The sequence below is a fragment of the Paludibaculum fermentans genome (assembly GCF_015277775.1).
GTDB lineage: Bacteria > Acidobacteriota > Terriglobia > Bryobacterales > Bryobacteraceae > Paludibaculum > Paludibaculum fermentans.
Window position 1 is genome coordinate 4,564,788 of sequence record NZ_CP063849.1, and the last position, 13,696, is coordinate 4,578,483.

At 64.0% G+C, this 13,696-nt stretch carries 11 protein-coding genes; 5 read left to right on the forward strand and 6 right to left on the reverse strand.

Annotated features, from left to right (window positions below; all coding sequences use genetic code 11):
• Position 1 precedes the first annotated feature (1 nt).
• Complete coding sequence (locus IRI77_RS17905) at positions 2–1,039, forward strand: zinc-dependent alcohol dehydrogenase (RefSeq protein ID WP_194453395.1); 1,038 nt, start codon at positions 2–4, stop codon at positions 1,037–1,039.
• Complete coding sequence (locus IRI77_RS17910; RefSeq protein WP_194453396.1) at positions 1,036–2,505, forward strand: rhamnulokinase; 1,470 nt, start codon at positions 1,036–1,038, stop codon at positions 2,503–2,505. Before IRI77_RS17905 ends, IRI77_RS17910 begins: the two co-directional genes overlap by 4 nt.
• Positions 2,506–2,531: 26 nt before the next feature.
• On the opposite strand, the gene IRI77_RS17915 is transcribed toward IRI77_RS17910, so the two are convergent.
• The 5 genes from IRI77_RS17915 to IRI77_RS17935 all read right to left on the reverse strand — a co-directional run bounded on the left by IRI77_RS17915 (position 2,532) and on the right by IRI77_RS17935 (position 7,984).
• Entirely contained in the window at positions 2,532–3,722 is a 1,191-nt protein-coding gene (locus IRI77_RS17915) for a DUF7482 domain-containing protein (RefSeq protein WP_194453397.1), read from the reverse strand.
• A gap of 160 nt (positions 3,723–3,882) precedes the next feature.
• Positions 3,883–4,728, reverse strand: coding sequence for a helix-turn-helix domain-containing protein (locus IRI77_RS17920; protein ID WP_194453398.1), 846 nt, complete (start codon positions 4,726–4,728; stop codon positions 3,883–3,885).
• Positions 4,729–4,869: 141 nt separating this feature from the next.
• Positions 4,870–5,496 (reverse strand): ATP-dependent Clp endopeptidase proteolytic subunit ClpP, encoded by a 627-nt coding sequence (gene clpP, locus IRI77_RS17925; protein ID WP_407674095.1) that lies wholly within the window; start codon positions 5,494–5,496, stop codon positions 4,870–4,872.
• A gap of 62 nt (positions 5,497–5,558) precedes the next feature.
• Complete coding sequence (locus IRI77_RS17930) at positions 5,559–6,029, reverse strand: RrF2 family transcriptional regulator (protein WP_194453399.1); 471 nt, start codon at positions 6,027–6,029, stop codon at positions 5,559–5,561.
• Between the two features lie 290 nt (positions 6,030–6,319).
• Positions 6,320–7,984: an AsmA family protein gene (locus IRI77_RS17935; RefSeq protein WP_194453400.1), complete on the reverse strand. Its 1,665-nt coding sequence runs from the start codon at positions 7,982–7,984 to the stop codon at positions 6,320–6,322.
• Positions 7,985–8,026: 42 nt separating this feature from the next.
• On the opposite strand from IRI77_RS17935, the gene IRI77_RS17940 reads away from it, so the two are divergent.
• Positions 8,027–9,367, forward strand: a complete 1,341-nt coding sequence (locus tag IRI77_RS17940; protein WP_194453401.1) for a glycoside hydrolase family 32 protein — start codon at positions 8,027–8,029, stop codon at positions 9,365–9,367.
• On the opposite strand, the gene IRI77_RS17945 is transcribed toward IRI77_RS17940, so the two are convergent.
• Positions 9,344–10,138, reverse strand: a complete 795-nt coding sequence (locus tag IRI77_RS17945) for an inositol monophosphatase family protein (protein ID WP_194453402.1) — start codon at positions 10,136–10,138, stop codon at positions 9,344–9,346. The genes IRI77_RS17940 and IRI77_RS17945 overlap by 24 nt on opposite strands.
• A gap of 107 nt (positions 10,139–10,245) precedes the next feature.
• Between IRI77_RS17945 and IRI77_RS17950 the strand changes: the two genes are divergently transcribed.
• Complete coding sequence (locus IRI77_RS17950) at positions 10,246–12,060, forward strand: AMP-dependent synthetase/ligase (protein WP_228486798.1); 1,815 nt, start codon at positions 10,246–10,248, stop codon at positions 12,058–12,060.
• A gap of 122 nt (positions 12,061–12,182) precedes the next feature.
• Entirely contained in the window at positions 12,183–13,634 is a 1,452-nt protein-coding gene (locus IRI77_RS17955; protein ID WP_194453403.1) for an NADP-dependent isocitrate dehydrogenase, read from the forward strand.
• The last annotated feature ends 62 nt before the right edge of the window (positions 13,635–13,696 follow it).

Consider the following 13,696-nt stretch of genomic DNA (forward strand, 5'->3'; position numbering starts at 1 on the left):
CATGCGAAGCGTTCCTCTTGTCGCCCCGAAGCGTCTCGAACTCATCGAAGCGCCCCTCCCCGACGGCCCGCGTTCTGGCGAACTTCTCGTCAAAATGCGGGCCGTTGGTCTATGCGGCTCCGACCTCCATTGGTGGGCCGAGGGCCGCATCCACGCGGGCCAGGCAAGGTACCCCCAGGTGCTGGGCCACGAGCCCGTCGGCGAAGTGGTCGAGGTGGGCGCCGGGGTCCACGGCTACAAGGTCGGCGACCGCGTCAGCCTGGAACCCTCCATCACTTGCGGCCATTGCGAATTCTGCATCGCCGGCCGGCACAACCTGTGCAAGAGCTCGAAATTCATGGGTGGGCCCGAAGCACAGGGCTGCCTCCGCGACTTCGTAGTCGTCCCGGCGCATAACGCCGACCCCATCCCCGACTCACTCTCCTGGCACGAGGCCACACTGATGGAGCCGGTGGCGGTCTGGGTCCATACCTACGAACTGGCGCCCGTCCGTCTGGGCGACACGGTGGCCGTCATGGGTGCGGGCTCCATCGGACTGCTGGGCATCGCCATGGCCAAGCAGGCGGGCGCCGAGATGGTGCTGGCCTGCGACCGCGTCCCCCACCGGCTCGAACTCGCCAAGGCCATGGGCGCCGACATCGCGCTCAACCTGAACGAGGACGACTTCCGCGACGCCGTCATGCAGAAGACCCACGGCCGCGGCGTCGACATCGTCTTTGATGCCGCCGGCGACCCGCGCACCATCAACCTCGGCATCCAATGCGCGCGCGATGGCGGCCGCTTCGTCCTCATCGGCATCCCCGTGCCCATGCAGTTCGACGTCGACCTCCACACCGCCATGTCAAAGGAGCTGAACATCCAGGTGATGAAGCGCTCCAATCACAAGGGCCGCGCCGCCGGAGCCCTGCTGGCCGGGGGCCGCATCCCCACCAGCCTCATCACCCACGTGCTCCCTCTGGCGCAGGCGCAGCAAGGGTTCGAGATGCTGCATGAGTACTCCGACGGTGTCGGCAAACTGATCTACGACTTCACGCTATGAGCCACTACGTCGCAATCGACCTGGGCGCCGAGAGCGGTCGCGCCATGCTGGGCACGCTCGCCGGTGGCCGCCTGCAACTGGAAGAATTGCACCGCTTCCTGAATGAGCCCGTCCGCCTGCCCAACGGCCTGTACTGGGACGCCTTCCGCCTCTTTCGCGACATCCGCGAAGGGCTGCGCAAAGCCGGCCGGGAACGCAACCTGAAGCTGGACGGCATTGCCGTCGACACATGGGGCGTCGACTACGGCCTGCTCGACGCCAACGGTGAGCTGGTGGTCAATCCCCGCCACTACCGCGACCCGCGCAACAACGCCGCCTACGACGCCGCCCTGGCCGCCGCCGGCAAGGAGAACATCTTCGAGCAGACCGGCCTGCAGTTCATGGCGCTGAACTCGCTCTACCAGCTCTACGCCGCCAAGCTCGCCGGCTCCCCCGGCCTGCGCGCCGCCGAGAAGCTGCTCTTCATGCCGGACCTGCTCAGCTACTGGCTCTGCGGTTCAAAGAAGAATGAGCTGACCATCGCCAGCACCTCGCAGTTCTACAACCCCACGCTGCGCCGCTGGTCCACGGAACTGCTCGAGACCCTCGGCTTGCCCACCCATATCCTGGGTGACATCGTACCGCCCGGCACACGCCTGGGCAGCCTGTTGGACGACCTCCAGGACACCTGCGGCCTGGGCGAGACCCCGGTCTTCGCTACCGCGGGTCATGACACGGCGGCAGCGGTGGCTGCGGTCCCCGCCATCGGCGACCGGCCCTGGTGCTACATCAGCTCCGGCACCTGGTCCCTGATGGGCGTCGAGATCGACGAGCCCATCGTCACCCCCAGGGCCCTGGAATTGACCCTTACGAACGAGATCGGCGTCGAGGGCAAGACCCGCCTGCTCAAGAACATCGCCGGCCTCTGGCTGGTCCAGGAGTGCCGCCGCGCCTGGCTGCTGGAAGGCCAGGAGTACAGCTATACCGAGCTCACCAGGCTGGCCGCCGAGGCCGCGCCGTTCGCCGCCGTCCTGGATCCGGACCAGTTCCTGGAGCCGGGCCACATGCCGGAGCGTATCGCGGCCTACTGCAGCAAGACTGGCCAGAACGTGCCCGAGGGCCTCGGCGGCTTTGTCCGCGTCTGCCTCGAAAGCTTGGCCTTCCGCTACCGGCAGGTTCTGGAGAGCCTCGAATCACTGGTCGGCCATCGCATCGAGGTCATCCACATCGTCGGCGGCGGCTCGAAGAACGCCCTCCTGAACCAGTTCGTCGCCTCGGCCACCGGCCGCACCGTCATCGCCGGCCCGACCGAAGCGACCGCGGCCGGCAACATCCTCGTCCAGGCCATAGGCGCCGGAGAGGTGAAGGACCTGAAGCAACTGCGCGAGGTGGTCCGCAACTCCTTTGAACTGGAGACCTACGAAGGCAAGCCCGACCCCGCGTGGGACCGGGCCTACGAACGCTATGTGAAGGTGCGCGGGAGCTGACGAGGCGCCCACCCCTTTCCCTGTCACTAGTTCAACCGCTGCACCGGCGGGCAGTTCACGATGAACTGGCTGTCTCCGAACTTGGAGCCGCCCGGGCCGGTCAGGATCCCGTCCTGCACATAAGTCAGGATCTGGAACTCTTCCCGCAGCTGGCCGCGATAGCCGCGGGCGACGGCGGTCTGGGTCCACTCATACAGATTCCCGTTCCACAGCGGGCTGTAGTCGGGCGCGATGGTGGGGATGCCGCCAAAGACGTTATTCGGCCGGTAGCCATCGGTGAGCGCGGCGTAGAGACCCTGACGCATGGGATTCGCGCAGCCATCCTCGGAAGGCCCGTTGACCGCGATAAACAACCGCTCCACCGGGCTACTGAAGCTGTCGTCGCGGCCCGTGACCAGCTTCTGGAGCCGGGGCGCGTAGGTCGCTCCCTCGATGGCCGCCACGTTGGACAGGCTGGCTTCCGTGGACATGTACCACAGCGGGCGGCCGAACGAGAAGCCGTTGACCAGTTGGATGGTGACCGTCATCTCCGTCGTGTCGATCGCCACCACCTCGTCGTGCACCTTCGTGTAGTCGACATTGCCCGAGGGGAAGTTGATGTCCGCGGCTTCCACGCCGAAGGCCACTACCGGAGCGTTATAGACCACACTGCCGAGCTTGATCAGCGGGCTGTAGTCGTCGTCGCCGACCGACCCGGGCTCCGCAACAGACGGAGGAAAGGGCGCGGCAGACGATCCGGCCACCACCTTGCGAACCGGCGTGAAGTCCACAGCCCCGCGATCGAAGACCACGTTGTTCTGGGCGTCGAACCAGGCATTGCGGGCTCCGTTGGCGGCGAAGTTCAGCTTGGCGGAGTAGTTCAACCCCAGCAGCGAGGCCAGTTCCGGGTCGTTCACGTCGGTGAGGATGAACCACACCGCCTTGTTGCTGCCGTTCAGGGTGCCCCGGTACAGGGGCATGGTGATGGTGCCGGCCTTCTCGTCGATCTGGCCGGACTTCACCAACTGAACCGGCCCAACCAGGCTGGGATTGGTGGAGGAGGGCGGCGGCCCAAAGTAGGAGAGACCAACGGTGGCGCCGACGGAGGCCGAGGCCGGGAAGACATTGCAGCCCGGCCCGGGCCCAAAGACCCCGGGACTGGGCTGGGCCATAACGGCCGCCGGCAGGGCGGCAAAAACGAGGGCACGCAGGGCGGCCCGGAAGTTGATGTGGAACATGATCGATACCTTTCTCGGATCAGCGTTTGCGGGTACAGTCACACTCTGCCCAGGCCGGGCAGGTTCTCCGGTTGCCGGTCGCAGGCGACTGGTGTGGCGCGGTTGCTTCTAGGTCGAGATTACGTGGAGAGGGGGTCTTGCTGATTGCAGAATCCCGGTGTCATTGCAGGATTCCGGGATTGGCCTCAACTTGCGCCGACTGGGCCCGGACCTGACCCGGGGTGAGTCCGGTATGGCGCCGGAGCAGGTTGGTCAAGTGGCTCTGGTCAGCGAAGCCGAGGGCCTGGGCGATCTCAACGATGGGCTGGGCTGTGGTTGCCAACAGGTCCCGGGCGCGGGCAAGGCGGCGCTGCAACAGATACCGATGGGGTGGCACTCCGGAGGTCTCCCGGAAAGCGCGGGCAAAGTGATCCTCGCTCAGCCCGGTGATGGCGGCGAGCCGGGCCAGGCCAAGGTCTTCCTGGAGGTTTTCCTCCATGAACTCGGTCACCCGCCGGAACAGGACGCGGGAGAGCCCGCCGCGATGGGGCTTGGGCAAGCTGGCGATGGCATGCCCCTGGAGGAGCCGGGTGACCAGCGCCCAGGCAATACTGTCCAGGTATGCCCGGCCGGAGGTATATCCGGAGAGGACCTCCTCCCGTATGGCGAAGAGCAGGTGGCCGATGCGGGGATCGCGGATCGCCTGCTCGGGGCGCAGTTCGAAAGAGTGGAGATTCAGGGAATCGGCTACGGACTGGATCAGGCGGGGCGAGAGTTCAGTGAGCGCGAAGCGGCGCGAACCGCGCCAGCGGGCGGCCGGAACGCTGGCGCCGGCGGGGGCGACACAGAAGTCTCCAGACGCAATGGGGCAAGTGCGAAACCGGCCCGCGAGGCCGATTTCGACGACCACGGGCCCGCTCACCTGGAGGACCAGGCTGGTCAGCGGGGCGGTGCGCTCGGCGAGGTCGCCGTTGTCGATCTCAAGATCGGAGACGCTGAGGCTCCTGGGCTCGAAGGTCGAAGCCAAGGCATGAGATTGCGGGGACGGGGCACGGAGAATGGGCTGGGTAGACAGAGGGATCCCTCCAGGCAGGTGAATCCGGAAGGGGGAGGAGATTATTCCCGGGGCCCGTTGGAAGGCGCCCCGGGATCAATGAGAGGCGGACGTTTACTTGGCGCGCTTGGCGATGATCTTGTCGACAATGCCGTATTCGACGGCGGCTTCGGCTTCCATGATGTAGTCGCGATCGACGTCGCGAGCGATCTTTTCCACTGTCTGGCCCGTGGCATCAGCCAGAACCCCGTTGAGAATCTCGCGCATGCGCAGGATCTCGCGGGCGTAGATGTCGATATCAGTGGCCTGACCAGCCAGCCCGCTCATCGACGGCTGGTGGATCAGGATCCGGGAATGCGGCAACGTGTAGCGCTTGCCCTTGGCGCCGCAGGCGAGGAGAACAGCGCCCATTGAGGCGGCCTGTCCCACGCAGTAAGTCACGATATCCGGCTCGATCAGGTTCATCGTATCGAGAATCGCCATGCCGGCCGTGATTGAACCACCGGGGGAGTTGATGTACAGGGAGATGTCCTTCTCCGGATCTTCCGACGCCAGAAACAACATCTGGGCGATGATCAGGTTGGCCACCTGGTCGTCGATCGGCGTGCCGAGGAAGATAATGTTCTCCTTCAACAGCCGCGAATAGATGTCAAAGGCGCGCTCCCCTCGGGAGGTCTGCTCGACCACCATCGGGACCAACATATCGTGCGGGGTCGGAATCTCCCCATTGCGAATCGGCATTATGCCTCCTTGCAGCGGCTCAGGAGACCTCCGGGTACGGTCTCGAAGCCGTCCGGAGGCCGCTAGGCCTTCTTCGTCGTGGAGCGTTTCGCTTTCTTCGTGAGCTTCTCCAGGTTCTTCCGCTTTTGCTCGAAGCCCTTGGCAAGCTCAAGGATCGTAGTCCGCTCCAGATACTCCATGATACGATTCCGCAAGGCCTTCCAGCTATCGTGCATTCCGCACGGCGCCTGATCGTTGCATTCGGCCATGCCAGCCGGGCAGCGTTCAAAGTCGGCCAAGCCGTCAACGGCATCGACAATATTCAGGATGGACAGTTCAGCGGCTGGCAGCCGTAAGCAGAATCCACCCGTGGGTCCTTTGCTGGAGCGGAGGAATCCCTTGCGCGCAAGTTGCTGCAAGATCTTGGCCAGGAAGTGGGACGGGATGTCTGCTTCCTCAGCGATCTGCTTCACCATGGCATACTTGCCCTCCGGGACAGCAGCCAAGTGGACAAAAGCGCGGATTGCGTACTCAGCCGAACGGGAATAGATCATGAGCTACCTCTAGAGAGCTAGATGAAAATACACGTTTATCTTATTTCTACTAGAAAGTGGATGCAAGAGGCTCGTTTCGGGTTTCAGGCATTTCGGACCCTGAAAAGCGTCCACGGCTGCGGTTCCACCGCCTGCCGAGCACGGCCGCCCATCCCACTCTCCATAGCAAAGATCATTGATACCAACCACTTAGAGCCAGCAGCGGCATGACGCGACCGGCGCGACACAGGGCCACCTTTCTGTTTATAACAATTTCGGAGCTTCTTGTGGGGAAGCCTCAGCCCGAAAAGTCATTTCTTGTTGGCCTTGTTGGTCAGCAGCTTGTCGAGAAATCCACCTACATAGTTTTTGGTGGCTTCGGCCGCAAGCCCCTTCACGCTGGGTGTCACTCTCGGGCTGGCTGTCGTGCCGGCTACATCTACAGGGATGATCGACTGTGCCGGTTGGTCGCCGCGCGGCCGCGCCCCCAGCAGTTCGGCGATCCGGCCGCTCACCTGGGCCTGCAGCTTCAGGTTCAGCGAGGTATCGAAGCCCACACGGCCTGCTCCGGTTGTGCGCAGGCCGCCGCCGTCCATCACCGCATCGGACAGGGTGAGCGTCTGATCCTGGATGGCAAAATTAGTCTTCAGGGCGGCGAAATCGGTGGAGCCCGTAGCCTGCATGAGGCCGGCCTTCCCCATTGCTCCGGTGATCGAGCCCAGCAAATCCATCTGTTTGAGCTTACCGTTGGCCACTTCAATCGACCCGGACCCCGACAGTGCACTGCGCATCTGCTGCGCATCGCGACCCGCTGTGCGCAGCTCAAACCTGGGGATGTGCAGCGCCCCCTGGATGCCCGGATCATTGTCCAGAAAGGCGCCCAGAAGTTGTTGAATATCGAGGCCTTTCAACGAGCCGGCCAGCGAGGCGCGCTCCTGCCCGGCATCGGAGGCGAAGCTCATGCTCGCGGCCAGTTGTCCGGCGGCCAGGCCGAAGGCCGATTTCGGGATCTCGATCTGAATCGCAGGTCCAGACAGCGCGTGCTTCAGCGTCAACTGGCCCGCCACGTTGCCGGTCAATGGCAGGCGGTGCTGCTCGTCCCGTCCAATCAGGAAGTCGGCCAGCGACACCTGGGTGGCTCCAGAGGCCGTACGCGCCAGATCGCCCTTCAACGCCACCGCCACCTTCAACAACGCTTTCTCGCCAGGAGCGGCCAGGAACGCCCCGAATTCCTTCAGCAGAAAGGCCTTCGGGAGTTCACCGGGCGCGAATGAAACGTCGAGCTTACCGTCGATGGGCGTGGAGCCCTCGGCGAACGGCCCAAGCGTGCCCTGGAACTCCAGCAGCGATTTCGTGGTCTCCATCAGGTGCGCGGAGGCCTTGGCCGTGAGTGGACGCCCCGAGCCGAACCCGCCCAGCCGCAGATCGATGCGCCGCCACGAGCCCAACGCTTCCCCGGCCAGTTTCACCGCGCCGCCTTCAATGCGCAGGTCTTCGATCGACAACGAGGAGTTTGCGGCAGGTGCGCCGCCTTTGTCCGATGCCGCCGCCGGCTTGGCCTGCAGGCGATCCATGAATACTTCGAGATTGGTCTTGCCCGCTGTGTTCTTCTCCACCAGCAACACGGGTTTCGTGATGGCCAGGGCAATGATGCGAGGCGAATTGGAGAACAGGGAAGACACCGACACGATCGCGTCGATTGCCTCGGCTTCCACCATCGGCTTGCCGCTGAACCCGGACGGGTTTGCCAGGCGAATCTGGTCCAGTTGCAGCGCCGGCTCCAGCTTCAGAATGCTGCCAATCTTCACGTCAATGTCGCCAACCGTCACGGCTACGCCCAAGGAATCGCTGAGCATCGCCAGCACTTTCTGCTTGCCTGAGCCTGAGATCATCGACCGCGCAACAAGCGCACACGCCCCCACCAATAAGACCACCAGAACGACGAGCCCAAGCAGGATTTTCCAGAGTTTCGACATTGGCTCATGATACGCCGGATGCCGCTGCGATAGAATCCGTGCATGTCGCAGGGCTGGACTCGCCGTACGTTTCTAGGCTCGCTTTCCACCACACTGTTTGCGGCCACGGATCTGGCCAACGATCCGGACCGGCCGCAGTACCATTTTCTCCCCCCTTCCAACTGGATGAATGACCCCAATGCACCCGTCTGGTTCCAGGGCGAGTACCACATGTTCTACCAGTACAATCCGAAAGCGGCGCAATGGGACACCATGCATTGGGGCCACGCCACCAGCCCGGACATGCTGCATTGGAAGCATCTGCCCATCGCGCTGGCGCCCACGCCCGGCGGCCCCGACAAGGACGGCTGCTTCACCGGCTGCATGGTGGTGGAGAACGGCAAGCCCGTCATCGTATACACCGGAGTGAACCCGGAGGTGCAATGCCTGGCACGGTCAGAGGACCTGAAAGCCTGGACGAAGCATCCCGGTAATCCCATCATCGCCGCGCCGCCGCCGGGCATCGACACGCCCGGCTTCCGCGACCCGCACGTGTGGCGGGACGGCGAAGAATGGCTGCTGCTGATCGGCGCCGGTTTCCGCGGCAAGGGCGGCACCGTGCTGCTCTACAAGTCTCCTGACCTGATCCACTGGACCTATCTGAAGCCGTTGCTCACTGGCGAGAAGCTCCCCGGTCCGGCGGACCCCGTCGCCAGCGGAGAGATGTGGGAGTGCCCGGACTTCTTCCCGGTCGGCAACAAGTGGCTGCTCTACGTCTCGACCCAGGGCAAGGTGCTGTATTGGCTGGGCACACGGAAAGACCGCGTCTTTACGCCAGAATCGAACGGCGTCCTCGTACATGGCGCAGGTTATGCCCCCAAAAGCTGTGATGCTTCGGGTAAGCGCCGCATCATCTGGGCGTGGCTGCGGGAGCAGCGCAGCAAGGCGGACCAGCTCAAGGCGGGTTGGTCGGGCTCCATGTCGCTCGCGGTCGTGCCCTCGCTGGACAAGCAGGGCGGACTGCTGCTGAAGCCCGCGGTGGAGTACGAAAAACTGCGCGGCAAACGGCTGCGCGAAGCCGCCCACGACGACTGCTGCGAGATTCACGTGAAACTCAAGGGGCTGAAGCCCTTCGGCCTGCTGCGCGGCGGACATGAGGTTCTGGGATTCGATCCCGAGAGCCACACGCTGAGCGTGGGCCGTACGGAAGCGCCTGTGCCGGCCGGGCCTGTGGACCTGCGCATCTTCCTGGACGGTTCCGTTGTGGAGGTCTTCGTCAACAGCAAGATCTGGGTGACCGGCCGGGTGTACGGCGGGAACCAGGGCTTGAGCATGCGAGGCAGCCCGGACAGTATCGAGTCGTGGGCACTGAAGCCCGTTTCAGGCGACCGTTTGACCACTTAGGCCGAGGAACGTCCGGACTTCCGGCTCGAGCGCGGGCGTGACCACGACGGCGTTGCCGCCGTAAATCGTGTCGTTGCCTTTGTAGTCGTAGTAGCGGCAGCCGGCTTCCTTGCAGATGACCGAGATCGCGGCCAGGTCCCACGGCTTGGCGCTGGGTTCCAGCCAGAACTCGGCGTGGCCGGAGGCGACGAACATCGAGTCCCAGGCGCCGCCGAGGCTCCGTACGGCCCAGAACCTGGACATAAACGGGAGCAGGCGGTCCGAGTGGGGCCGGATGGCCACGTTGTTGAATTGGAGGACGCAGGCGACGGCCCGCTCCACCGTGTCGATGGAAGATGCCTTCAGCCGGGTGACCTCGCCTTTGGCGGACCGGAAGGCTCCGCCGCCGCGCACCGCGTAATACTGTTCATCCAAGGCTGGAAAGGTCGCGACACCCACCTCAATGACCCCATCGACCTCCAGGCCCAACAGGTTGGACCACAGGCGGTTGCCGCGAACGAAGTCGCGCGTCCCGTCGATGGGATCGATGATCCAGCGCCGCCCGCTGGTACCCGTCTTGTTGGCCCCCTCTTCGCCCAGCAGGCCATCGGCCGGGAATTCCGACTCCAGCGTGGAAGCGAAAAGCTTCTCGCAGGCCTTGTCGGCCGCCGTCACCGGGGAGTCGTCCGGCTTGTCCTCGACCTCAAAGCCATCGCTCTGGAACCGCAGCGCGAGGCTTCCGGCTTCAGAAGCCAGTTGCCGGGCCACGGCCAGTTCTCTTTCAAAGCCCATGGACAATATTCTAAGCTGTAGGTCTGGAGATCCCGCCGCCGTAACGAATATAGTAGTGTGTCCGGTGTTCCAGGCGTTTTTGGGAAAGAAGGAAGGAACCGCGTCGAATGGGAAAGATGGCGCCGTCGCTCCCGGTTGAGCTTCGCACGGTCTACCGGATGCTGAAGATGGCTGAGGCCACGTGGGGCGAGCAGCCCGCGCTGCACCAACCCGTGGGGCAGGGGAAGTACCGGACCTACAGCTGGGTCGAATACACGCGCATTGCGGAAGAGATCGCGGCCGGACTGCATTCGCTGGGCATTCGCCACGGCGACATCGTCGGCCTGGCATCCGAGACGCGGGCCGAATTCTATCTGGCCGACACGGGCGTGATGACGAACGGCAGCATCTCGGCCGCCGTTTACACGAGCCTGCCGCCCGCTGAGCAGGTGAAGACGCTGAAGGGCTGCGATGCGCGGCTGATCTTCATCGAGAACGCCAAGACCATGCGGGCGCTGGACTCCGCCGGCTTGAGCGACCTGCAGGTGCCGCGAGTCCTGATGGATGGCGAAGGCGAGGGCGCCATTACTTTCGACCAGCTTCGAGCCAAGGGGCGCGAAGCGATGCAGGCGGACGTTGGCCTGCTGGAGCGGTTGATCGACGCGGTGCAGCCGCGCGATTACGCGATCCTCTACCTGACTTCCGGCGCGACGGGCGAGCCCAAGATGGGCCTGGTGACGCACCTTTCCATCGTGTCGAACTGCGAATGCGGACCACCGGTGCTGCCGGTGAACGACGACGACCGGACCCTGGCGTTTCTGCCGTCCGCGCACATCACGCAGCGGATGGTGATGCAGCAGTTGATGATCCGCATGGGAGTCCCGGTTTACTTCAGCGAGGGACTCACGAAGATGCCCGGCGAGTTGCGCGCCATCCGGCCGACGTTCTTCGTCGCGCCGCCGCGTGTGTGGGAACGCATGTACGCCAGCATCACGACCGAGATCCGGAAGAAGCCGGCCGTGATCCGGAAGCTGTTTTACCTGGGCCTGGGCGTGGGCTCGGAGGCCGCCAGGGCACGTCGCGACGGGCGGACTCCGGCGCCTTGGGTGTCGTCCTCCCTAAAGTTCTTCGACAAGGTGGTGTTCTCCAAGATCCGCACGCGGCTGGGCGGCGCCATGCGCATCGCGGCCAGCGGTTCGGCTCCGTTGGGGAAGGACCTGGCGGAGTTTTACGCCTCTATCGGCTTACCGCTGATTGAGGGCTACGGGTTGACCGAGGGCGGCGTGGTGGCACTGAATCCCATCGACCGGCCGCGCGCGGGTTCGATTGGGAAAGTACTGCCGACGGCGGAGATCCGCTTCGCCTCGGACGGTGAATTGCTGATCCGCGGCCCGATGGTATTCTCGGGCTACTACAAGGATCCGGACGCCACAGCGGCGGTGCTGCGCGATGGCTGGCTGCATACCGGCGACATTGGGGAGCTCGATGCTGACGGCTACATCTCGATCACCGGCCGCAAGAAAGAGTTGATCGTCGCCTCGAACGGCAAGAAGATCTACCCGGCGCGCATCGAGGGCCTGTTCAAGCTGGAGCCGCTGGTGAACCAGGTGCTGCTGGTGGGCGACCGCCTGCCGTACGTCACGGCCGTGATCACCATCAACCAGCAGGCCGCGGAGCATCTGGACGGGGTGAAGTCCGGCTCGCTGCTGAGCGAGGTTTCCCAGTCGGAAGCCGTGCAGAGCGAAGTGAAGCGCATCGTGCAGCGCGTGAACCGCCAACTGGCCCCGTTCGAGCAGATCAGGAAGTTCAAGATCCTGGAGAGGGAGTTCTCCCTGGAGGCCGGCGAGCTGACCCCGACGATGAAGCTGCGGCGCGGCAAGGTGATCGAAAATCTGCGCGGCGAGATCGGGGAACTCTACGTCGGGCGCGACAGCATCGATTAAGTGAACCGCCGGTAGATCCCGCCAGATCGAAGAGACGGCGGCAAGCCGGCGCCGCGACTATTCCGCGAGCGTCCGCAGGCTCACAGCCGGCGGAGAGTTTCGGAGGAGTGGGGGATCCTGCCATGTTTGCAAACACGCCAATCACGGTCGCAAAAGGCGACGGCATCGGCCCGGAGATCATGGAGGCCACGCTCCACATCCTGAAGGAGGGCGGCGCCGGGCTGGAGATCGAGGAGATCGAGATTGGTGAGAAGGTCTACCGGCGCGGCAATTCCGCCGGTATCGAGCAGAGCTCGCTCGACCGCCTCATGCGGACGAAGGTCTTCCTGAAGGCGCCCATCAACACCCCACAAGGCGGCGGGTTCAAGAGCCTGAACGTCACGACAAGGAAACTGCTGGGGCTGTATGCGAATGTCCGGCCATGCGTCGCTTACGACCCGTACGTACGCACCAAACACCCCGGCATGGACGTCGTGATTGTCCGTGAGAATGAGGAAGACCTCTACGCGGGCATCGAATACCAGCACACGCCCGACCAGGCGCAGTGCCTGAAGATCATTACGCGCAGCGGCTGCCAGCGCATTGTCCGCTATGCGTTTGAGTACGCACGGCGCAACGGCAGGAAGAAGGTCTCATGCTTCACGAAGGACAACATCATGAGGCTGACCGACGGCCTGTTCCACAGGGTCTTCGACGAGATCGGACCGGAGTATCCGGAGCTCGAGAGAGAGCACTTGATCGTCGACATCGGCGCGGCGAAACTGGCGGACACCCCGGAGGTGTTCGACGTGATTGTGATGCCGAACCTCTACGGCGACATTCTCTCGGATGTGGCGGCGCAGATCGCGGGCTCGGCTGGATTGGCGGGCTCGGCCAACATTGGCGCAAAGTACGCGATGTTTGAGGCGATCCACGGCCCGGCTCCGCGGCGGGCGGGCCAGAATCTGGGGAACCCGTCGGGGCTTCTGCTGGGGTCGGTAATGATGCTCGTGCACATTGGTCAGGCCGATGTGGCTGAACGGGTCCACAACGCCTGGCTGCGGACGATAGAGGACGGGATCCACACCTACGATATTTTCAAGGACGGCATCAGCCAGGAGAAGGCCGGCACGCAAGAGTTTGCCCACGCCGTCACCGCGCGGCTGGGGCTGCCGCCGCAACGGCTGAAGCCAGTGCACTACAATACGGCGCCGAGCCTGACGGAGCAACCGCGGACGGAAGCGGCTCCGCCGGGCCGCCGGGAACTGGTGGGCGTCGATCTCTTTGTACACCACGTGCCGGCCGATCCAAACATCATCGGAAAGCTGATGGAGGCCGTCGCCCCAGATGGGCTGAAACTGGTGATGATCTCCAATCGCGGCATGAAGGTCTACCCGGATCCGCTACCGCACACGATTGTGTGCGACAGTTGGCGCTGCCGCTTCCTGAGCTCGACGGACAATCCCGTGATTACGCTGAAGCAGGTGATGGACGCGATGGGCCGGGCCGTGGATGCCGGCGCCGACATTCACAAGACTGAGTTCCTCTATAACTACGAAGGAAAGGCTGGCTACTCAGTAGGCCAGGGACAGTAGACGATCCGCTGGAGCGGCCCGGCGCTCTATATTCGTTACACATATATCCATTGCACATATAT